This is a genomic window from Rossellomorea oryzaecorticis (genome assembly GCF_045897515.1).
Classification (GTDB): domain Bacteria; phylum Bacillota; class Bacilli; order Bacillales; family Bacillaceae_B; genus Rossellomorea; species Rossellomorea enclensis.
Window position 1 is genome coordinate 109,687 of record NZ_JBJOSA010000007.1, and the last position, 22,455, is coordinate 132,141.

The following is a 22,455-nucleotide window of genomic DNA, read 5'->3' on the forward strand; positions in this document are numbered from 1 at the left end:
AACCTTTTCATTTTTATGAACAGCGCCCCGATTGCGTATGGCCTTACTTGATTTGTTCCGCCAACGCTGCATCATCTGCCAATTCAATTGTTGTATACTTCTCCAATGTGTCAGAAAACCAATACTGCAAATCCGCTTTTCTTTCATGAAGATAAACCGTTTTCCCATCCACAAGCTTCATCGGGATATCGTGTCCGGGAATTAAAACACTGTTCTCCTTTTTCCTCCACAATCTCCAAAGATAATCGATCGATTCCCGGCTGTCAGAAAGATTCAATGTCATATCTGCATCCCTTGATAAAAGCTCCGCCCTGTTCTTAGCCGCATCTCCGCTGAATATCAGGTCATAATCGCCATTGTCCACGGTGTAGGCCAGGTGGCCCGGTGAATGTCCATCCGTCTGATGTGCTGTGATCCCGGGGACAATTTCTTCAAGATGGACGACCTGCCTCATTTGTGAAGAAGAATGTAATTCCTTCACATACAATTCAGGGACATGCCATCCTCCAGGCGGTTCGTTTAATGCCCATTTCATGTCCTCCTGCCCCACCACGATGGTCGCATTAGGAAACAACGTCCAATTCACACAATGATCCCAATGCGTATGGGTCAGCAAAACCATCGATATGTCACTTGGAGATAACCCTCTGGCTTTGAGTTTGTCCAATATCAACGGTCTGACGCCGAAACTGCCGACATCAATAATGATGTGTGTATCATTGTGGGACAACAAGGTGACTGTGCTCCATCCCAGCCCTCCATGTGTAGAAGACTTTCCGGGAAATCCTTGAATAAATATGTTGTAGTCGAACATGACGATCTCCTTTCATATTGGCAAAACGCCGGATACAATCAGGACGTTCACTGGAAATTGGCCAGACCACTAACATTCACCAGAACTGGAAACGTTTCCATAAAACCTTCCCTTTATCCCATCCATTTAGCGTTTACCAGGTGTTTAATGAATCAACAAAACCGTTTATATGTGTTTCTTGGAGGTTTCTTTTACCAAAAAGGATGTTGAAGTGACTTCTTCTTGCTGTATTTTCTAGATGAGTATCTGTTACTACAAAAAATTTGATTTAAACAGATGGAAACGTTTCCACTTATTTAAATCAAATTTAACATACTTAGTAAACCATTTTCAATGATTTTTTTGAAAATTTATAAAATTATATTATTTAATGTAGGCGTATCAACGTCTTTTCACCATCATCCTCAATCATTTTTTTGGATGATCGGCTTCTATCGCCATCGTTGACTCCCTTTCAATAAGGTTTGGATAAAAGAGGACTGTTTCTTTAATGATTTGCTTTTCCTTAATGGCTTTCACCATGATTTCTATGGCCCTTTGACCCATTTCTTTAATGGGCGTACGTATGGTTGTAAGCATAGGATACAAAATTTCTGCATATTGAGAATCATCAAAACCAACAACCGATAATTGCTCTGGAATTCTTATATTCAGTTCCCTTGCAGCTTTGTATACCCCTACAGCAATACTGTCACTAACCGCAAAAATTGCCGTTGGTCTACCATTTTTTTGCAATAATCTCTTTGCATTCTCATACCCGCTTTGAATATAAAACGTGTCAAAAATCACATAGTCATCTTTTACTTGAATGCCTCGTTCATTCAATGCCATCTTGTAGCCCTTATGCCTTTCAACGGATGCATAAGTTTCGGGATCCCCGCCAATAAACGCAATATCCTTATGCCCTAGATCCAGAAGATGCCCCATCGCTTTATATGCCCCGTCAACATTATCAACCACGACCTCATTAAGAATTAGTTTAGGGAATTTCCCTCCTAATATGACAACCGGCAGCTCAGGATAGTTTTCCTTCAATTCTTCTATATTTCCATCATCCACCTCTGGAGATGAAAAGATGATTCCATCGACTCCTTTAGCAATCAATAGGTGGATATATTCTGCTTCTTTCTGCAAATTGTTATCTGTATTGCATAAAAAGATATTAAACCCATGGCTGTTTGCCCGGTCTTCGATTGTTCTGGTCAGATCTGAATAAAAAATATTCTTTATATCAGGGATGATCAAACCAAGAGTCAAGGTTTGCTTCTTCTTCATTGCAGCAGCTACCAGACTCCCTTGGTAATTAAGTTTCTTAACAGCATTAAGAACCTTTTCTTTCGTTTTTTCACTTGTATATCCACTTTTATTAAGCACTCTCGATACAGTGGAGATTGAAACATTCGCTTCTTTCGCCACTTCCTTAATGGTTACCACTACTGACACATCCTTATGGAAACGTTTCCTCATTTTTTATCATCTCTATAGTATTCGACAAAATATGTCGATTTCCTTTTATTGATACTTCAGTGTTGTTACAATCCTGCTACCAATATTCTACATTCCCCCGATCGTTATACGAATACTGGTGTGTGTAAGTTTTAAGTTATTACCGTATACTTCTGGTTAATAGAAGATTATGTTCGTTGTTCTTTATCATATCCTCCACGTTCGGTACTTGCATTTGTACCATAAAGTGTAATAGGAATCGTACCACAAAATTTGGAGAACAGAAAGTTTTGTCATTTGTAATTTAGGTGGTATTTATAAGCAGCTTTAAGGGAGTAAGCGTTATTAAAAGGAGTGTCATAATCAATGTGATTTTACACTCTGTTCTATATCGTTTTTAATTATTTCTTTGTTTACAGGTGAGATGGGATTTGGTTCCAATTTTTTCATGGTGTGTTTATAAATAAATAGAAGCGCAGGCTTGCTCCCCGCGCTTCTTTGTATAGTTATTTAAATCGAGGGGGATAAATGTGTCCATGTTAAGAGCTGGTCAATTATTAGTTGTGAGTATGATAAATATAAGCATAGTTAGCAGTAATGATATGGAAAGTGATATCATTACTGCCGGGATTCTAATTGTTAAATTATTCTTACTATCTGAAGGAGAGCTGAACGCCTTATATAAACAAAATATCAAAAGTGCCACACATATTATTACAATAGTCCACAAAGATAGGTTTGTATTCATTTCCTCCAACCCTCTCCTTCATTAACGAAAGACGATCATTATCCGTTATATCCCCTTATATGGAACAATTAAACAGTTTAAACCCATCAGAGATTCTAGAGGAACATCTCCAACTCACCACGTTAATTGGATGGCAATTAGATTATTTCCGACAAACCAATCAATGATAACCGCCTAGTTTTTAAGGCATTCTTCCGGATCGATGGTAATGGGTTTCCAGACTCCCGCAGCATCCATTTTAAATTGAGAAATCAATACATCCGTATCATTCGTTAAACGATAAAAGACAAACCGGTAATCGGCCCCGTCCGTGCCGGTGAAATCAATGATTTTGACGTACCCATCTTGTTTGACAGGCAGCTGTTTTTTGACCAGCTTGCACCATTCACCATACATAATGCCGACGACGGCTTCCGCATCATGCTGCCACAGGTGATAAGCTGCACACAGGAAGTCCTCTCCGTATAATTTCATGCGGTCGATTTTATAAAGATTATGGACCTTCTTCAATTGGATATAGCCGAAATAATAAGCAAAATAGGTCACACCCTTTGATGAACCTTCGATGGTTTCCAGTTCGATGAAATAGGATACGGTGTCTCCTTCATCAGGGAGTCTGTTCATCTTAATTAAATTCAGATGGCCGATCCCGGCAAACGATTGGAGATAATCATGATAGGAAACCCTCTTCTGATAGTCGTCAGTGAAAAAATTGTAAGCAACAGGAAAGGGCAGCTCTGCCATCCCCACCGTTCCGCACCCGCCCATCTGCCCGTCAGTGAGATTTTCTGCCTCTCTTAAAATACTAAAATAATTTAAGATCGTTTCATCAGCTGTGCGGGTCAATGCAGCAGGGAGTTTCACTTCCTTATAGCTTTTTTCATAAAAGGGATCAAAAAACTGAAAGTCCTTGAGAAGAGTATTTTTAATGGGGATGCAGGAAGGTCGGAAATATTTTTCGGGATCACTGGTACGTACGGGCGAAGACCCGCTTCGCTCAACCGGCTGGCCAAATTGTTGAGGTTCATATTCAGCCCCCATAACAAGAGTCCATTTCGTTTCAGGAGTACGACGAAACGTTCGTCTGATCCATTTAGTAAGATTCTTCATTAAGCCTCCCACCTTAAAGGAAAGAATGATTTACCTTATTCATTTTGTGGCAGGATTATGAGCCGCGGGGACAGGTACAGTGGCTCTTCCTCATTCATCTTGTTATTTCAAAAAGAACCAGGGGGCGCGTCCCCCTGGCACATATTATTCAATATCGCTTGTGTACTTTTCCGGCAGTAACTCCATGACATTACACTTAACTAATTCTTCATTATACGAAATGATCACATCCGTATTTTTTCCATAATCACTTATTAACTCCCGGCACATCCCACAAGGTGCGACTACCCAGCAATTTTCTATATCTTCGTGTGGGTGAGGGTGAGCGACTGCTACAATCGTTTCAAATTCGTGGTCCCCTTCTGATATGGACTTACCGATCGCCATTGCTTCTCCGCACACTGTTATCCTTCCCACATTCGCTTCGACGTGAACGGCTGAAAAAACATTCCCGCTCGTTGTTCTGACTGCTGCACCAATATGATGCCGTTCATACCGATAATTCTTTTCTATCACGTTTTCTGCCTGCTTAATCAATTCATAGTCCTTCTCTTCTAAAGGTCTTACTTTTAACATGATGAATCTCCCCTTGTTCGTTCATATCAACACCCCTGCACCTTTAACGGAACAAGACTCATTGTTTTACTACAAAATTTTAACATAAATTACCTATCCCTTTTGATTAATTTTAGAAAGAGCCACGGGGACAGGTACAGTGGCTCTTTTAACCATCTCAAAAAAAAGAACCACGGGACCTGTCCCCATGGCTCACATGATTGAAAAAAATGGATAATCCTACTAAACAAACACATACTACTTTCTGAGTAAACACATGTTTACATAAAAACAGCAGGAGGTAAGATGAATGAAAAAGAAAACATTTGCTTTCATGATGGCAGCATTCATGGTTTTCATGACAATGTCGAATGGAGTATCGGCTGTTGAGGGACAGGCTCCGGCAACCAAGGATATCGTTGACACTGCAGTGGAAGCCGGCCAGTTCAAAACACTTGCAGCCGCTTTGGAAAAAGCCGGTCTTGTGGAAACATTGAAAGGTGAAGGTCCTTACACAGTATTCGCACCGACTGACGCTGCGTTCGCAAAGCTATTAAAGAAATTGGGCATCACGGCAGAAGAATTACTGGCACGAGAAGATTTGAAAGACATTCTTCTGTACCACGTGCTTTCCGGTAAAGTGATGTCAACTGATCTCAAAGACGTAGCGCAGGTTGAAACGCTTGCCAAGAAACCCGTGAAGATCTCCCTTGATCCAGTCCGCGTGAATGATGCCAATGTGATTCAGGCGGATATCCAGGCTTCGAATGGCGTCATCCATGTGATCGACGAGGTTTTACTTCCGGAGTGAGTTTTCAAAAAAAGCCTGTCCGAAAATTCGGTTATGAATTTTGGACAGGCTTTTTCATTTTATAAAGTACAGAAACGTGTTGCCGGGGTGGTTGATATTAGGACAGGTAATGCATATGAGCCTCGGTTTGCTTCTCTATCCATAAATGGTAATATGTTTAAAAAACTAGCTTACAAGAAAGCTAGTTTTTTACCTTGTCAAAGGAGGCTAAGCCATGAAAAAATCAATCTCATTATTGTCAGGCACTCTCCTCATCATATCAGGGGCCTTACTTTATTCCTTCGAAAAAATGATGGCATACATAATGTGGGCTGCCCACCGTATTGGACCATCCAGCAGTGAAGGATGGCCAAGTGAACCGGACGTCCCCTCTCTCCTTGAAAATTGGTTCGTCCCGATTTTCCTGGTGCTGGGTATCTTTTTCATATTGAAGGGTTTCTTTGATAAACATAACGATTGATGAATAGTAACCGAAGAGACTGTTCCGCCGGCCGGCTGTTGGACGGGGACCAGTCTCTTCAAATCCCTGGCAAAATCTCCGTTTAGTCAATCCACCTTATATTTCTTCCTTAACATCATAGTAATCGATTCTCTTTTAAATTTTATCGGTCTTATATTTGAATAAATGAAACTAACAGGTGAAAAATAAAAATGAGTGTTAATCATTAACACTTACACTTCAATGTGGGGGGATTTACTTTGAGTACACTCTTTAGCTTGATTTCAACACTAATTTTACTGTTGATGAAGTTTGCATTCTCAATTAACAGGAAAACATCATGGTTAGACTCACTATTAAGAATGCCATCTTCAACCTAGGTTTGAGGATACTTCAGAGGAAAATCTAAATTCACATTGTCAGAAGGGTAAGCATTTTATGGTGCTTACCTTTTCGTATGTATCGTTTTTTTAAAAAAAGCTCCAGTTATAACGGTGTCTGTTTCAAGGGAATAAGCGGAAATTTCCCCGTTAATATGCTGAAGTTCGTCTGGATCGGGGTGAATAAGGGGAAAAGTTCCTTCTAATCTCGCAAAAATCCCCAAATTTAATGTTTTTCAAGTAAATAGAAGTAAATTCTCCCTTTATTTTAACTGCTTTCAATTCCATTTTTTCATTAAGGGAAATTTCTCCCCTTATTTATGAATCAAATGCTACTGATTCTTCATCCGGCCCGGGGGCGTGCCGCTTTTGTTCACTTTGCCGGGTAAGATCAGCCGTAAAATACATCTGCAATTACTGCCATAACTTGCGGTGAAGATTGCAAATTTGTACTCCGAAACAGATCCCGTTACCCAGTTAGGGACTCATTCACTTTCATCTAAAACCGTACTTAAAAGCGTTATATCTTCTCGAATAAGTTCTTTGTACTCAGAGTCATAACAATTATTTAAATCCTGTATAAGTCTTCGTATTTCTCTTTTTATTAAAAATTGTTCGTCTTTCTGCATACAAAGACCCCCTTCTCCTCAATACTTATTCCTCAAACAGACTTACCCATTTTACCTGCCCAAAAGAAGCATGTTCCAAACCTAATTAAATAATGTAAACCAAACAAGTTAGGACAAACATACACGTAAATAGGGATAAAATCGGTCATTTAATTTTGCTTTTTCTCCTTTGCTAACTTTACAACGTCCATTGTTCCAGGCGGTTGTTCCAGCCATTCATTCTGAATCATTAAATAAGCTATATCTTTGGCATACTGTGCAATCTCCAGAGAAAGCCTTTGATAATTAAGTATTAAATCACTTCTCTGACTAGCGGCGGCTGCTGTTGCATAGTTACCCGTTCCTGATGCTGTTAATAATCCTTGATGAAATATAATTAACTTATCCGAAAATACCTGCGCCGTGGAATTAGTTACGGAAACATCTGCAGAAACTGGGGATTGAGTATTATTATCAAGCAGGGTAGTGGAAAATATTTTAACGTGTTTTTCTGAAATATCCTTTCCCTGCAGCATAAGTTTTTGAACTTCTTTCCTTGGTGAAGACTGTGCAAATGCAATTGATAATTTAGCACCGATTAAATTGGTTTGAATGTTCATATTCAAATGAGACAGCTCAACAGAATTTAAAGGTCTTTTATTTGAAAATGGATTTAGTCCGCTTAAATAACTTTTGCTGTCTATAAAATCCTTTTGCTTAGGATAATCAATGTACGGGGAACGGATATACAAACCTTTTTGAAGAAGCACTTCCGAACTTTCGTCATACAATTCAGAAGTCATGGATAATGCATCCTTGAAAAGGTTCCTGACATCTTTTCTCGTACACATACTTAAAAAACCGCTATACCCCAGCATTCCGGCTTTAGACATATGATTTACATAGGTAAGCATAAACGAATCCGTAAATAGTTTTGGTGCATTCAGATTTACATCGCTGTTAGAAAAAGCAGTTGGAAGAGGAATATTTTCTTTTTTATAAATATCGGTTAATTGTGTAAGGAGTGTTGCCGATATTCCATGTCCCTTTTCTATAATTTCCTTTATTTCCGAGTCTTCCATTGTTGTCAAAAAATAATTCAGGAACTGGATTGACATACTATTATTCATGTACGCTGTCCAAATGGAAGCTATTTCGGAAGACGTTAGTAGAATAACTTTATCAGGCATTTGTTACCATTCCCTTTCAGCGAAGACGGTTTTTTTAAAGATTATTATCTGTAAGATAAGGAAAAATATACATATTCTCTTTTTGGCGGTCGTCTTCGGTGATTCGCCTGTTATTTGTATTATATAAAAAAGGAGATGGGCCGTTCAGGAAAATGGCAGGTCAAATGGCAGCACGTTTATCCGGGGCAGCTATTGTCCTTGTAAAAATGGTGCCAAGCTGAGCTTGTTTACAACTACATAACTATTAGTTAAACCCCTAATGTTATTTTTGCCTAAAAAAGGAACTGCCGCTCGTGAAGAAGTAGTAAATGAAATCATTGATGTTGTCCATAAACAAGCAATGATTCCTCTTCAGGAGAGGAAAAAATGACCGCCTTAGAAAGACGATCATTTTTTTTAGTTCGCATTGAAGTAATGCAGCACTCCAAAACAGAACCCCTTAAGCTGCACTGCACTTTTTACTTTTCTAAGAAGTAAAAAGTGCAGTCACCTTGCTACTTCCTCACAAAACAGCTCTCCATTGAAAATTAGCGGAAGAATTCCCTTTAAATCAAAAAATGCCGCTATTTCACGAATAATAGCCGGAGTTTTTCCGCTTATATTAAATTATCCGTTAAATATTTTTCCATATTGAGCAGTTAAGCGGAACTTCTCCTCTTATTTCAGCGTTTTAATCCTCCTCCAGCTGCCTTAGACGGAATTTCTCCGCTTATAAATCTACCGCAAAAATGGGATCATCTAAAGCAGTATGCTTTATTGCTGGTTTACTTTAACAACTATAATTTTCCCCAAATCTAAAAACATACTTATTAAACAAAACTGCCCTTTAATCCAATAACTGCAACAAAAAAGCGTTATTCCTTCTTAAATCAACGCCCCCTATGATTTATTAACAATCATATGTTTTCTTTCTTCTGTACATTTTACTTCATACGCTCCTGTATCTTCCTTACAATAACTACATTCTTGCTGAATCGCTTAAGGATTTAAAAAAAATAGTTTAAAGGTAAAATTTTGCAAGAAAATAGGTTTATGGCCCTTTATGAAGGGTAAATATATTATTGTTTGTTTTTTTAATAAGGAGTTTTTGACTGGGATTAAACTATAAGATTATAAATTATATTCCAGGCAAGAGTAGATATGTGTAAGAGCCTTTAGTTCAGACTTATAGGTTCTTTTATGCATGTCAACTTCAAGTAAAAAACAGGGGGAGACATTTTATGGAATTGATGTCCAAAGTAAGTGATGAAGTTCACTCTTATATCCTTGATAACGGGGAAGCATTCAACGAGAAATTGCTTTCCGAAGCTGTAAACGTATCGATTAAGATAAAGGATATCTTAGATCGTGGAAACATAGATTTATTAAAAAATGCACGAATACTTATATCCTATGTCCTTGAACAAAAGGATAAAGAATTAACTTCTTTTGCAGAACAGGAAGGTATTGCATGGGCGACTTATTCTTTAACATTATCCTTAAAATTGGAATGGGTACAAGCTATAAGAAGAACTTTGTGGCAGTTAATACACGACCTGGAAGCCAATAAGAAGATTACGGATACCCGAGATGACTTTTTTGATATGGAGAAATACGTTAACGATCGGATCGACCAGTTCCTCAATAGCTTTTTTATAAGTTATTCTTCATATAAAGATGAAATGCTGCACAAACAAAGGGAGATTGTCGAACATTTATCTGTCCCTATCATTCCTGTAAGGGAAAATGTTTCCGTCTTGCCTCTGATCGGATCGATGGATTCATATCGTATGCAAATCATTGAGGAGAAGGTTTTCACTGAAATTTCCACATCACGAATCCAATCTCTTATTATCGATTTATCAGGTATGGCCTTAATGGAAATTGATGTTATCGATGAATTCGAGAAAATTTTAGCCGGTATATCAATGATGGGATGCAGAGCTATCCTTACCGGTTTACGACCAGATCTCGTTAAGAGAATGGTTCATTCAGGAATCCTCTTTGACAGGGATATCGACACAAGAGGAACGCTTCAGGAAACCTTGAGGGAATATCTATAGAAATAAGGAGTATTATAATAATCTCTTGTTAATCTACTAGCCATTGCAATATCTAACCGTGTATCAATAAACACTGCATAATCAATAAGTTTGCTTGTTTCGGGGTATGTCCCCCGCCGCAACAGGCCCCCGTATTCATTGAACATGGGGGCCTGTTTGATGCTGAGCATGGATTGCTAATCCATATTCTAAAGCGTTCTGCCAGGAAGCCTCTGATTCTTTGTTTGCTCTTTGGGAAGGGAATAATACTTAAGTGGCCAAGTACGGTAAGTGTTTGTTTTAAATATAGAAGGCGTGCATGTCATTTCCACCCTCACCCTTACCCATTAAATGAACTTCCCTTCTTCCTATTCCTCAAAAACGCAACAAGCAGAAGGAGTATAGGAATGATCACTAAGAGAGGCAGATGCAGGACAAACATGGCAATCTCTAATCCTTCATGGATATGTTCTTGGAAATTGCTCGCAATCGCCATCGACATAAACAAAACGACTAGACCCATAGGATAGCAAAGTCGTGAAGGCGATTTAATCTTAAACAAGCTGGCAGATCCTATGACAGCTGCATAAAACAACACGCTTATTTTAAAGAAAATCCCGATTACTAAGGCAAGCATAAAAAACACATCAAGGCGTTCCAGGAAATCGGCAACCTGGATGGTCTGAACCGTACTGAGAAGCGGAAATTGGGAACGTGCAGTCAGATCTACACCAAGTACGCTAATGTTAATGAGCATCGTAAGAATCAAATTGATTCCACTTAATCCTGTTGCACAAAACATCGTCAGCCTTACCTTTTTGGGATTATTCAGATACGGCAATATCATGGTGAATACAAACACTTCTGCAAAGGGGAAATATAGGGTTTGAGTAAATACCACTTTCAGGACAGGTGCAATCCCTTCTTCAAGTACGGGCTGCAAATTGGTCATATCGATTAAACCAGAACTCACGATCAATATAAACCCAATGACTGAAAGCATAAACATAAGGATAAACAGCAGTTCTCCCGATCGCGCGATGACCTCGATCCCTTTTCGCACCATATAGATGATGACCAGTATTAACAATGCATTCGCAATGAACAGCGGTGTTTCAGGATAGGCAAAGGTTAACAGCATTTCACCAAAATCGCGAAGGATCCTGGAGGCATCATACATAAAGTAAAAAAGATAAAGAAAGGCAAGTACGCTTCCTATCGCTTTTCCCAGAATTTTTTGCATGTACTCGGTGGGCAAAAGATCAGGATAATACCAATAAAGTTGATGATAGACGAGTAAAAGAACAAAACTGACTGCCATTCCCAGCAGAATGGCTAACCAGGCATCCTGTTTTGCGTCTATCGCAAGAGGTACTAGTAAAGCACTCCCCAGTTCAAACAGAACCATTAAGATAAAGAGCTGGCTGGCACTGATTTTTGCTTTCTCCACTCTGCTGGTACCTCCTTTTCATCACTGCTGGTTTTCTTCTATAGTTGATAGAAACGATTTATTTCTTAAGCCGGCACGACGGATGTAAGCTTCGACCGTAATATCCACATTCAATTCTGGAAAATATACCTCGTTCCACATCGGTTTTAGCCGCTGCCAGTCACTTGGACTTTTACGGCGGATGACATCTCCAAACTCAAAGATATCCGCTTTATTTGTTTGAGCTTGTTCAATCGCTTGTTTTATTTCTTGTTTAACCTCTTTTGCTAATTCTTTTTCCATTTTTGAAATAACCTTCACATCTGTTATATCCACAGGGACATTCATTTCCCCTATGCCTCCTTCCACGCGTGTATGAATAGAGATAGAGGGGCGGCCATTCTTTACCTGCGCTGATACATCCGTTTTTTGACGGACAGTTTGGTAGGAGATGGCATCTTTCTTTCCCTTCCAATCAATGTTGATGTTTGTCCCTTGGATTTTATCCAGAATCCAAATCGTTCCTCTGGCATTTCTTCCATACAGCCAATCGACTAATTTGCCTTCTTTCAGAATGGCGATACCACTGGCTTGAAGGGTAGCTTCAGGCTCACTTTCCTGAAGGTTCTCTAAACTGCTGGCGTGCTTGGAATCTCCTGAAAGACGAAACCCTGATACCACGGTATCGCCATTCAGGGATTGAAGGCCCTTCATCACGTCCTGCACCGATGTTTTAATGTTTTTCCCCCCAATCTTTTGGGTGAATTCCAGTGTTTTAAGCACCTTATTTGCAGGAATCTTATCAACGGGGGTTAATGCCTTCACAAGCTCTTCTGCAGTTGACTGATGGGTAATCACCATCGTTGTGGTGATTCGAAATTCATGATCCCGGTCGATCGCATCGATGATCGGAGCCAATCCTTCGTCTTGTGCCAGGTTCTCCCCGACAACCACCAGGTTTGTATGTGCATAATATAATCTTCGGGATATCTTGCTGGATGCAGTCCTGCTTGCTTCCACCAAATTATTACCTGTAGCCGAATAAATGGTAACAGGCGGGCTTTGTGGACCACTCCCGCGTATGCCTCCAGCCACATTCCCGGGATTGATAATTTGAAGTGTCACGGCATATTTCCCGTCTTCTGATTTATCTACTCCCATAGCCGCCACAATCGCAAGATCAGTTAACTCTTTTTTGCTCCAGCAACCTGAGAGCAAGACGGGGATTGTCACCAATATTATAAGAAAAAACAGCCTACGCTTCATTACTGCCACCTTCTTTAAAATCACGATTGACCATACCGCGGGATGCAGGAGGCTGAGGGTGCTGACTCTTCCCTTCCCGCCGGGTATTCGCACTAATTAAGCGCGGTCTTTGTCTTAGTGTCCACCATGGCAGCCTTATGAATGTGTCTCCATTATTCAACGGTATAAAAGGAGCAAACGGGGCCATATAGGGAACTCCAAATGAACGTAAGCCGCTTAAATGGACGACCATCATCAAGAGGATTAATATGATTCCGTAGAAACCGAATGTGGCTGCACCGATCATAAACAAAAACCGCAGCAACCGGACTGAAATGGCCATATCAAAGGATGGAGTGGCAAAACTGGCAATCGCCGTGATCGATACGATAATGACCATAGCAGGTGATACAATGCTCGCTTGGACAGCTGCCTGCCCGATCACAAGGGCACCGACAATGGAAACAGCTGAACCAATCGCTTTAGGCAGACGGATCCCGGCTTCCCTTAAGATTTCAAATGTTAGTTCCATAAGAAGAGCTTCCACGAATGCGGGAAAAGGCACGGCTTCCCGCTGAGCCGCAATGGCCACTATGAGTGTTGTGGGCACCATTTCCTGGTGGAAGGTGGTGACTGCCACAAAGGAAGCAGGGGCAATAAGCGAAATGAAAAACATCAAAATACGCAAAAGGCGGATTGATGTCGCAATATCATAACGTACATAATAATCCTCTGCCGATTGGAAAAATTGAATAAACACAGCAGGTGCAATCAGCACAAATGGCGTTCCATCAACAAAGATGGCGATCCTTCCCTCAAACAGATTCCCGGCCACCACATCAGGTCTTTCGGTGTTAAAAATAGTCGGAAAGGGCGTCATGGTTTGGTCTTCAATTAATTGTTCGATATAGCCTGATTCTAAAATGCTGTCAATGTCAATCTTGTTTATTCGCTGACGGACCTCGTCAACCACTTGATCATTGGCAATGCCGTTTATGTACATAAGCGTCACATCTGTTTTGGTCACGCGGCCAACTTTAAAGGACTCCATCCATAGATCGGGAGTCTTAATAATGCGGCGCACCATGGATGTATTCGTCGCAATCGACTCTGTAAACGCCCCTTTTGGACCGCGGACCACCATCTGCGTGGTGGATTCTGAAATGGAACGTTTTTCTCCGCCTTGCGTGGATGCACTCAAAGCCTTAGCTATTCCATCTACGAGGATAATGGTATCCCCAGCCATTAAGGATAAAAACAGCTCATCCCAGTTATTGAAGGATGACGTGTTACCAACCGTCATCATGTCTTCAGAGATTCGTTCTAACGCATCCTCCTGAATCAATTTCTCTTTATCATCATCTTTCATCATGGATTGAAGCAAGAATTCTTGAATCGATTGATTGTCCACGATTCCTTCGATATACACAATGGCTGTTTTAATATCAGAGTTTCTCCCCAATTTCAGTTGACGAACGACAACGTCTGAACTGTTTCCCGTCTTCTCTCGGATGAGGGCAAGGTTGGCTGATAATGACTCTTGTATATGGTCATCAGATTGAACTGCAGCTTTATTTTCAGCATCCTTCTGCTTGTTCTTTTTTGATTTTCGACCTTTAAAGTACGAAGGCATATCATCAGGCACCCTTCTTTTATTTTTTATTACTTTAACCCTATACGCGGTTATTATGTAATTTTTAACAAAAGATATCACTGTATGATACTGAGCCAATTAGAAAACCTAAAATGAGGAGAGTGATCAGCATGAAAATCATGAGTATTTCCCTTTTGATGTTGGGATGTTTAATGGCTTTTTCCCTGAGTATCGATATTCTCCAAGGATTTGATTTTTCGCATGCCCTGCAAAATACTGTCAGTCCATTTCGCGTAATGGAAGTTATCGAATTATTCGTCCTCTATTTTCTTCTGTTTCTATTTTTCGCTGAGTCCGCCTATTATTTTATAAAGAGACGGAATGAAAACAAATAGATCATTACAGTTATGAGTTTTTTAGATCGTTGGATCGCAAGCAATAATTACGAGTATGGGGTGCCGCTGGACAAACCTGCTGAGAGCAAGAAACATCAAAAAAACGCAAACGGTCTCACATAACCGTCTGCGTTCCTTCAATTACAGCCTGATCACAACCTCCGTCCCATCCTTCGCCTTCACATCCATCAGCACAAGCCCCCTATGCTTTTTCAGTTCCTTATAGATGGGCTTTAACGCTTTTCGATCAATGTCCAGGATCGTAAAGTCCAGCTGCTTTTTCTTAAAATGCTCTTTCGTCCAATGATGAAGACGTTGATGAAAAAACTTGGAGGATAGGATGGATATGCCGACATTCAAGATGGCATATGGGACCGGGATGGTGAACCGGGTGTCGTTTGATTTCACTTTTATATGCAGCATCGGCAGCTCCCTATTCGATGATGACGGAAACGGTATCTCCGTTTGCCGATTTCACATCGACGATCGGGCCTTCCAGTTCATTCTCGATGGCTTCCGTGATCAGGTTGATGTCGATATCTTTTACATACTTCTCCGATTGCGGAATCCCCGCTGCAATGCTGTGTCCAGCCTTTAAGACGGCTTTGATCAGCTTAATCGGCAGATTGGCCGCGACGTTGTCGCCTTCAGCTGATACGACACGGACTTTCAACGTCTTGTCTGCATAGGCTGCGGGCTTTTCTGCCACCCTGACACCAGTCTCTTCTTTCTCTTTTAACACTGTGATCAGTTCGGCACCCTTCGCCGCGTCGATTTTCCCATCCTGCACCATCGTCAACACTCTCGTGATTTCCTCATTCATGATACGTTCCCCCTATTCGTTTTTTAAAAGCTTAATGGCTTCCTCCGGAGTGATTTCGCCATTCTCGAGCATCGTGACAACCTTCTTCTCGTCAACATCGTTTTTCTTCTTTTCTGCATAACCAAGAGATGAAATGATGTCAGTCAGCTTGCCCCGGACCGTCGGATACGAAATCCCCAGCTCCTTCTCGACCTCTTTGATATTCCCCCTGCACGTCAAAAACACTTCCACAAAATGAAGCTGATCCGCCGACAACGACGCCAGCTTCGATAACTCAAACTCATTCTCAATCGTCGTCTGACAATGAGAACACTGCAGCTTCGTAATCTTCATCGTTTCACTGCAGACCGGACAATTCGTGATTACTTTATAAGCCATAATGAAAGTCCTTTCTTTTATTTGTCTTGATTATATATCAATAAACAAAATATGTAAATTAAAAAAATTAATATTATTAATATTTTTATTAAAATAATTAATTTTTTAATTGAATATTTCAATGTTCATTTAAAAAATATTTACTTTTTAACAAGACACCCTTTTCAGGAATATTTTTTAAATTTAAGAAAAAAATAATAAGTAACATACATAGAAAGAGGCGTATTTACATGAAAAAATCTCTGCCTACCATCGTATTAATGATCACGTGTACACTTGTTCACTTATATTTCACGCATCTGGGTCAAGAAATGAACCGGAAACGCTTTATCATAAGCGGCATCGCGTTAACTTTCTTTGGGAGTATATATTCAACTCTGCAAACCATGTTCATTATAAAAGCTGGCAGAAAGAGGACCTAGAAAAGATAAGCAGCATATACGCCACCCGTAAAGGAGGGAGTATATGCTGCAAAAATTAACTTTTGCTGAAGAAAGCCTATCCCCTGCCATGAAACGGGGCCTGTTCCCAAATCCAGACATCCTCAATCTGTGAGGCGGCGCCCGTCAAGAATAAAAGTTAAACTGACTAACATAGAAAAAAACCAGAGCTGAATGATTCTGGTTTTATTAAGACTTATTATTCCATTAACGCGCCCGATTGCGAAAGAACAAGAATCTTAGTTTACTCTCCAGTCAACTGCTTTTTTAATTAATTCATCCACAAATTTCTCTTTAACTTCTTGATATTTATGCGTTTCATTAGGAAACTGTTTTGCCAAAATCTTTTTAAGATCTCCGTAATTTTTCGCATCCTCTGGATTATTGATTAAGTATTCTTTAAATGATAAATGTGCATCAATGTTTTTATTTCCAAGTTGAAAGATATGAACGTGATGAGACCTTTTTTGTTTACCTTTAGTAAAATATCTTCTTTCTGTTATTCCGTGTTCATTCCTTGGTTCATACCCTAAACCCAACATTTCCTTATTGTATAAATTTACTTTCTCAATATCTTTTACAACGACTAAGATATCTATTATTGGTTTTGCATAGCCTACTGAAGGTATTGATGTACTGCCTATATGGTATATCTCAATCAGTTCATCTTTAAAAATTTCTTTGAGTTTACTTTCTTCTTTCAAATATACTTTTCCCCATTCTTCTGTCCAAGGAAGTATTTCTGTCTTTCTCATCGCCACTTGCTCCTCCTGCAAAAATTTTGTTCCCTTTAAAATTTATAATTTATTCTACTATCCATAATGAACGGGGCCTGACCCCGACACACTAACGCTTTCGCGTGCCGGGGGTCAGACCCCAAATCCACTTATAAGTATTTATCCCTGATCACGTTCAAATGGTGTAACTCGTGCCCGGCAATGCCATATGCAATGATGCCTACCGAAACTGGGTTGTTCATTACAGTTCCACTGCGAACCCACGCTTCATCATCAATGGTAGAAAGAAGGCTTAGCGTGTTAGAACGCACCGCGTCCAAACCAGCCAGTAACTGCTCCCAGGATAAGTTGTTGAAGTTCGCCGCAGAGACGTATTGATTCATTCTGTTCCATTGCTGGGAGTGGTTCACTTTCATTTCGTGCAATGGCAAGCATTCGATACGACATCACACGCTCCGAGTCGGTCATATGCCCAATCACTTCTTTTAAAGTCCATTTCCCTGGTGCATAAGCCTTCCCTGCTGACTCCTCTGACACGCCGCTTAAGAGGGTAATCGTCTCAGTCCGCTGCTTACTAAGAATTTCTTCAATATCCCCATCTGGCACCAGACTAACATACCTATCATGCTCTGGATTTTCAATACATAATGGTCGTGGACGCACAAGAATCCTCCTCATCGGAATTAGTTAATTATGCTTCTAGTCTACTATTCGACTGTCACGAAGATATTTCCTTTACTTTTGATCTTTACCCCATAATATCTGTACAACTGATTTATGCAGCTAGTAATGGGTTCATTCACTTTTCTTCCACTACGCTTCCCTATAACTGAACTAATAAAAAAGGCTGAAGATCACTTGCCAGATCTTCAGCGTGGAATAAGCTATTTCATTTTTATACCTTGTTTTTGTGCATAATCGTTAATTTCTTCTATTAGGTTTTTTCTATAAATAGATGTACTGTATGGAATATCTCTTTGGTTTTCACCACGAAATGTATATTCTGGAAAGATAATAAAGTTGTCTTTGTCCATTTTTTTTATAATAAACTCGTTACCTTCAAACTCGCCATTTCTTATATGAACGTTTGAGATAAAATTTATTATTTCATCATATAAATCTTGATACATTATTTCTGATTGTAAAAACCTTTTTATCACGTTATCCATATAACTCCCCCCTCTTTTTGTCATAGGACAACATTTACTTAGTAATCCATTAACCTCCCCAATAATTGAAATGTTCATATTCTAATCAAATTATATTTGCTGAATATCAGTCTTTTATATTTTGATAAATGTAATCTGCGTGCCCTATTGGATTTTCTTTTTTTACGTAGTAATCTTCTGCTAACCAATATCTTTGTTGATATTTTTTAACCCTTGCTTGATATTCACCAAGATACACATCTCGTCCTAAAACTCTCGTAGATCTTAATTGTTGGTTACATTCAAGAAAGATCATGTAATCAAAGAAACCACGCCATTCTTTCCTTTGTAAGAATACTCCTTCAATAATGATAAACCCATTAGCTGGTACATTTACTTTTTTGTAAAGTATATTGTTAATTGAATTATCATAAAAAGGCAACGTTAAAAGGCTAATGTTACTATGCAACTTTTCAAACAATTCTGCTTGAATCACTTTAACATCCCATTGAAGATAATAATATTCGTACCATTCTTCATGGCCTGTTAGGTAACGTTTCTCTCTTTCCACAATGTAATCATCGATATGTAGAATTACAGACTCGCAACTAGCTGCCTCTAATTCATTTTTAAGCTGTAAAGCAAGCGTGGTCTTACCAGATCCACCTAATCCATCGATTCCAATGATTAAAGGACGTTCAATAGTACGCTGAGATATCAAAGTTTTAGTCAATTTACCTAATTCCACATACAATCCTCCCACAATCTTTGCTGTGACTATTCACCCTTAAAAATATACATAATGATTCTTTAATGTGAAACGGGGCTTGACCCCCAAAACACTAAACGCTTTCTTGTGCCGGGGAACACACCCCTATTCTAATCGAAGAAGCTAATTTAAAGTTTAGATTTCATTTCCTTAATAGCATTTATAACTAATTGAGGTTCGTCGATGTGGACGGCGTGTCCAGCCTCCTTAATAACAAGGTGATTACTTGTTGTTGAAAGGTTGGCAAGTTCCTTCTGAAACATCATCCATTGAGCCATAGACTGGTTTGTATGATGGGGCTGTGTACCGCCTGTAATGACAAGAAGAGGAATTTCTCCAAGCTTTATTCCTCTTACTTCCTCCAAACTTTCTTCAAACTCGCTTAGTGTAGCTTCTACTGCAAACTGTCCTAAATAATCTTTTTGGACTTTCTCTGTAAATAATGGAACCATCTTTTTATTTTGTTCTTCGTGAACGGAATCCAAAAGAATTACTCCTGCGACCTCTTCTGGATACTTATTAGCAAATAATCTAACGTTTACACCCCCGAAAGAATGCCCTACTAGTAAATACGGAGGTTTGACTTTGGCTTTTTCGAGTAAATTTCTCAGATTATTAATAATTTGCATACTGTGTTTTGGTTTAATACTCTTCTCGCTTCTACCAATACCGTCCCTATCATACAAGAATACATTTGCAAACTTTGAAACATCGTTTTTAATCGGATTCCAGTTATTTAAGTCCCACCCATATCCAGACTCAAACACAATTGTTAAATCATCAGTACTACTCTTTATATATTCATAATATAGTTCAATACCTTCTAAAATTACTTTTTTACCAACAGCACTTCCAATTATAAACTCCTCCGAAAATTTGTCATTACAGAAGTAATTCTAGGCATTCTTTCATTAACCTTCCCGAATGCCAATAGCAGGATTAATTAGCTGTTCTTCGGTTATTGCCACCTTTAATAAAACCATTAAACGGGGCCTGACCCCTGACACACTAACGCTTTTGTGTGCCGGGGGTCAGACCCCAAACCTCAGAGCGTAAGGATGCTTATACTATACGAGAATAGTAAGCTACATCGGCAACTCTGCCGTGTATATGCGATTCAGGCAACACCGCTACCAAAGTAAATCCGAGTTTTTCAACTAACTTTTTTGAATTCATATTGTTATTATCTATAGTAGCAGATAGGCGTTTAAGGTTTAACGTGCTTTTACTATGCTCAATGACCGCGGAAACCGCTTCATACGCAAAACCGCCTCCCCAGTGCTCCCTCATGAAGCGATAACCAATTTCGCCAAGATAACCTTCTGCTATTTCTGGAATCATTACATCACCGATGAATTCATCCGTATCTTTTAATGCGACCGTCCATTTTGTTTCAGTACGATTCCTAACCATTTCTAACATTGAGTGTTCATCACGAGGGGGATTAATTCCAAGAAATTCTCTTACATCATCATTGTTAAACATTTTAAGCATATTGGGAATGTCTTTTTCCGCTCTCGGACGTAAAATCAATCGTTCTGTTTGAATTTTCGGTGCTTCTTTTTTTGCCATGATTTATTCCAGCCTTTCGTCCAATATATAAACAATCTATCATGTGAACGGTTTTGAACTTCATGTTTGTTATCTCCTTATGAAATTTATAATATCATTCGATACCGATTATTTGGATTCCTTCTTCAACTAACCTGCCCTATCGTATTATAAGGTTGACCAGAATTCTAGATATTTCTGGTTGACCTTTTTTTATATGGTCTTATTATAACAGTAGCCAGGGTAGAACGTCCCTGCCCATGGGACTTAGATCCCGTCAGTTAAACCGTTCACCCCCTACTCGTAGAAACATGTTTGAGGCTGGTTGGGACAAAGATCTCGTATAACAAGCGAAGCTATGATACTACTAGGAGGAAATAGGGGCTACTGGCAAGTTGAATTTGAGGAGGAGATTGAGAATGAATCCAGTCATAGGTCTGGATGTTTCAAAAGGAGAAAGTGAGGTTCAGGCCTTTTTAGATAAGGGCAAACCTTACGGTAAAAGTTTTAGTATTAAGCATGATCTTAATGGTCTAGGAAAGTTACTTGAGTTTTTGGAAGGTGTCAAAGACAAAACCGGTATCCAACCTTCGGTTATCTTAGAATCTACAGGACATTATCACGCACCAGTGGTTCAGTATCTGGAGCAGCATAACTATTTATTAATCATCGTAAATCCGTTGATTTCTCACAGAGCTAAAAGCTCTAGTTTACGAAAAGTTAAAACGGATGCCATCGATGCCTATCGTCTCTGTGAGCTTTACTACAAAGAGGATTTAGAACCCTATGAAAGACGCGGCATTCAGCTCTTGAACCTGCGTAATCTCACACGACAGCATGAAAATATTACTGGGTTATATGTTTAAACTAAGCTTCAATTCCAAGCAGTGCTGGATCAAATCTTTCCTGAGTATAAAGGGGTTTTTGGTGATTTACATTCCGTTGTGTCTTTGCTTGTTTTAAAGGAATTTCCCGCATCAGAAGATATTCTGGCTGTTGGTGAAGATATGTTGGCCGATAAAATCAAGGAATTCTGTAAGAGTCGCTCTAAGAGATGGGCAGAAGAAAAAGCTCGAGATCTTAAGCAAGCTGCAGCGCGGAATCCATTTAAAAAGACGCTTTATCAGAGTCATTTACTGAGTCTAAGTATGTATATTGATATGCTTCTTCAATACAAAGAGCATCTATCCAAGATGGAGTCAGAGATAGACGCTCTCGCAAAAGAAGTTGAAGAATATAAGATTATCCAATCTATCCCTGGTATCGGAGAAAAAATCGCGGCAACGATCATTTCTGAAATTGGTGAGATAGACCGGTTTAATCACCCTAAAAAGCTTGTAGCGTTCGCTGGGGTTGATCCTGAAGTGTTTGAATCAGGTAAGTTTAAAGCTACTCTCGTTCGAATTACAAAACGTGGTTCAAGCAGATTAAGGCACGCCTTATATATGGCTGTTCGCTCTGGTATTCGTGACTGTCGCAAGAAAAAAACAACAGATGAAATCATCCCTAGAAACAAGAGATTGAGAGCTTTTTATGATAAGAAGCGTGAGGAAGGAAAACTTTATAAAGTCGCCGTCATTGCTTGTGTAAATAAGCTCTTACATTGGATCTATGCCATATTAAAAAACAGAACCACTTTCCAAGATATAGCCTAATTAAGATTTCCAGCTAAATAAGAAAAAACCTTCCAAACAAGGGTAAGTGGAAGGTTATTTGGCATGCATATTTTCAGTATAACATGAGTTATTTTAAGTTTTTATTGAAAAATGTTGACAAACTATTAGCTGGTTTAATTGAAAAAGGGCAATAGCCGGATCATCTAGC

At 39.4% G+C, this 22,455-nt stretch carries 23 protein-coding genes and 1 pseudogene; 5 read left to right on the forward strand and 19 right to left on the reverse strand.

Going from position 1 to position 22,455, the window contains the following annotated elements; genetic code table 11:
- Positions 1-43 precede the first annotated feature (43 nt).
- The 4 genes from ACKA06_RS10765 to ACKA06_RS10780 all read right to left on the reverse strand — a co-directional run bounded on the left by ACKA06_RS10765 (position 44) and on the right by ACKA06_RS10780 (position 4,694).
- Positions 44-814 carry an MBL fold metallo-hydrolase gene (locus ACKA06_RS10765; RefSeq protein WP_071616851.1) on the reverse strand — a complete coding sequence of 257 codons (771 nt, stop codon included), beginning with the start codon at positions 812-814 and terminating at the stop codon, positions 44-46.
- A 408-nt stretch (positions 815-1,222) separates the two neighbouring features.
- The gene (locus ACKA06_RS10770) at positions 1,223-2,248 is read right to left on the reverse strand and encodes a LacI family DNA-binding transcriptional regulator (protein WP_411159604.1); all 1,026 of its coding nucleotides are present in this window, start codon (positions 2,246-2,248) and stop codon (positions 1,223-1,225) included.
- Positions 2,249-3,182: 934 nt separating this feature from the next.
- Positions 3,183-4,118: a hypothetical protein gene (locus ACKA06_RS10775; protein ID WP_411159605.1), complete on the reverse strand. Its 936-nt coding sequence runs from the start codon at positions 4,116-4,118 to the stop codon at positions 3,183-3,185.
- A 144-nt stretch (positions 4,119-4,262) separates the two neighbouring features.
- Positions 4,263-4,694: a cytidine deaminase gene (locus ACKA06_RS10780; protein WP_411159606.1), complete on the reverse strand. Its 432-nt coding sequence runs from the start codon at positions 4,692-4,694 to the stop codon at positions 4,263-4,265.
- 289 nt (positions 4,695-4,983) lie between these two features.
- Between ACKA06_RS10780 and ACKA06_RS10785 the strand changes: the two genes are divergently transcribed.
- Positions 4,984-5,484 (forward strand): fasciclin domain-containing protein, encoded by a 501-nt coding sequence (locus ACKA06_RS10785; RefSeq protein WP_411159607.1) that lies wholly within the window; start codon positions 4,984-4,986, stop codon positions 5,482-5,484.
- A gap of 214 nt (positions 5,485-5,698) precedes the next feature.
- Complete coding sequence (locus ACKA06_RS10790) at positions 5,699-5,944, forward strand: hypothetical protein (RefSeq protein WP_411159608.1); 246 nt, start codon at positions 5,699-5,701, stop codon at positions 5,942-5,944.
- 844 nt (positions 5,945-6,788) lie between these two features.
- Here the strand turns inward: ACKA06_RS10790 and ACKA06_RS10795 are convergent.
- Together ACKA06_RS10795 and ACKA06_RS10800 are read right to left on the reverse strand one after the other, a co-directional pair.
- Positions 6,789-6,932 carry a hypothetical protein gene (locus tag ACKA06_RS10795; RefSeq protein WP_214873263.1) on the reverse strand — a complete coding sequence of 48 codons (144 nt, stop codon included), beginning with the start codon at positions 6,930-6,932 and terminating at the stop codon, positions 6,789-6,791.
- A gap of 149 nt (positions 6,933-7,081) precedes the next feature.
- Positions 7,082-8,101, reverse strand: coding sequence for a DUF3231 family protein (locus tag ACKA06_RS10800; protein ID WP_411159609.1), 1,020 nt, complete (start codon positions 8,099-8,101; stop codon positions 7,082-7,084).
- A gap of 1,220 nt (positions 8,102-9,321) precedes the next feature.
- Here ACKA06_RS10800 and ACKA06_RS10805 point away from each other — a divergent pair.
- Positions 9,322-10,143 (forward strand): STAS domain-containing protein, encoded by an 822-nt coding sequence (locus ACKA06_RS10805; RefSeq protein WP_411159610.1) that lies wholly within the window; start codon positions 9,322-9,324, stop codon positions 10,141-10,143.
- 319 nt (positions 10,144-10,462) lie between these two features.
- On the opposite strand, the gene ACKA06_RS10810 is transcribed toward ACKA06_RS10805, so the two are convergent.
- Genes ACKA06_RS10810 through ACKA06_RS10820 form a run of 3 tightly spaced genes read right to left on the reverse strand, consistent with a single transcriptional unit; the run spans position 10,463 to position 14,429 of the window.
- Positions 10,463-11,572, reverse strand: a complete 1,110-nt coding sequence (locus ACKA06_RS10810) for a GerAB/ArcD/ProY family transporter (protein WP_411159611.1) — start codon at positions 11,570-11,572, stop codon at positions 10,463-10,465.
- Positions 11,573-11,593: 21 nt separating this feature from the next.
- Complete coding sequence (locus ACKA06_RS10815; protein WP_214873258.1) at positions 11,594-12,817, reverse strand: Ger(x)C family spore germination protein; 1,224 nt, start codon at positions 12,815-12,817, stop codon at positions 11,594-11,596.
- Positions 12,807-14,429 carry a spore germination protein gene (locus ACKA06_RS10820; RefSeq protein WP_411159612.1) on the reverse strand — a complete coding sequence of 541 codons (1,623 nt, stop codon included), beginning with the start codon at positions 14,427-14,429 and terminating at the stop codon, positions 12,807-12,809. The genes ACKA06_RS10815 and ACKA06_RS10820 overlap by 11 nt, the downstream gene beginning before the upstream one ends.
- 131 nt (positions 14,430-14,560) lie before the next feature.
- Here ACKA06_RS10820 and ACKA06_RS10825 point away from each other — a divergent pair, with 131 nt between their 5' ends.
- Entirely contained in the window at positions 14,561-14,785 is a 225-nt protein-coding gene (locus ACKA06_RS10825; RefSeq protein WP_318293642.1) for a hypothetical protein, read from the forward strand.
- Positions 14,786-14,926: 141 nt separating this feature from the next.
- On the opposite strand, the gene ACKA06_RS10830 is transcribed toward ACKA06_RS10825, so the two are convergent.
- From ACKA06_RS10830 to ACKA06_RS10875, 10 genes are all read right to left on the reverse strand, one after another.
- Positions 14,927-15,208: a hypothetical protein gene (locus tag ACKA06_RS10830; protein ID WP_411159613.1), complete on the reverse strand. Its 282-nt coding sequence runs from the start codon at positions 15,206-15,208 to the stop codon at positions 14,927-14,929.
- A 10-nt stretch (positions 15,209-15,218) separates the two neighbouring features.
- The gene (locus ACKA06_RS10835; protein ID WP_032085899.1) at positions 15,219-15,608 is read right to left on the reverse strand and encodes an SHOCT-like domain-containing protein; all 390 of its coding nucleotides are present in this window, start codon (positions 15,606-15,608) and stop codon (positions 15,219-15,221) included.
- 12 nt (positions 15,609-15,620) lie between these two features.
- On the reverse strand, positions 15,621-15,986 hold the full coding sequence (locus ACKA06_RS10840; RefSeq protein WP_411159614.1) for a DUF2089 domain-containing protein: 366 nt from the start codon (positions 15,984-15,986) through the stop codon (positions 15,621-15,623).
- Between the two features lie 679 nt (positions 15,987-16,665).
- The gene (locus ACKA06_RS10845; RefSeq protein ID WP_032085895.1) at positions 16,666-17,181 is read right to left on the reverse strand and encodes a GrpB family protein; all 516 of its coding nucleotides are present in this window, start codon (positions 17,179-17,181) and stop codon (positions 16,666-16,668) included.
- Between the two features lie 131 nt (positions 17,182-17,312).
- Positions 17,313-17,579, reverse strand: a complete 267-nt coding sequence (locus ACKA06_RS10850; RefSeq protein WP_411159615.1) for a DinB family protein — start codon at positions 17,577-17,579, stop codon at positions 17,313-17,315.
- Complete coding sequence (locus tag ACKA06_RS10855; protein WP_411159616.1) at positions 17,464-17,826, reverse strand: DinB family protein; 363 nt, start codon at positions 17,824-17,826, stop codon at positions 17,464-17,466. The genes ACKA06_RS10850 and ACKA06_RS10855 overlap by 116 nt, the downstream gene beginning before the upstream one ends.
- A 221-nt stretch (positions 17,827-18,047) precedes the next feature.
- Positions 18,048-18,332 (reverse strand): hypothetical protein, encoded by a 285-nt coding sequence (locus tag ACKA06_RS10860; protein WP_198258256.1) that lies wholly within the window; start codon positions 18,330-18,332, stop codon positions 18,048-18,050.
- Positions 18,333-18,438: 106 nt separating this feature from the next.
- On the reverse strand, positions 18,439-19,059 hold the full coding sequence (locus tag ACKA06_RS10865) for a kinase (protein WP_411159617.1): 621 nt from the start codon (positions 19,057-19,059) through the stop codon (positions 18,439-18,441).
- A 149-nt stretch (positions 19,060-19,208) separates the two neighbouring features.
- Positions 19,209-19,847, reverse strand: a complete 639-nt coding sequence (locus ACKA06_RS10870) for an alpha/beta fold hydrolase (protein ID WP_411159618.1) — start codon at positions 19,845-19,847, stop codon at positions 19,209-19,211.
- Between the two features lie 295 nt (positions 19,848-20,142).
- Complete coding sequence (locus ACKA06_RS10875) at positions 20,143-20,652, reverse strand: GNAT family N-acetyltransferase (protein WP_411159619.1); 510 nt, start codon at positions 20,650-20,652, stop codon at positions 20,143-20,145.
- 398 nt (positions 20,653-21,050) lie between these two features.
- Here ACKA06_RS10875 and ACKA06_RS10880 point away from each other — a divergent pair.
- Positions 21,051-22,286: pseudogene (locus ACKA06_RS10880) on the forward strand (IS110 family RNA-guided transposase).
- Positions 22,287-22,455 lie beyond the last annotated feature (169 nt).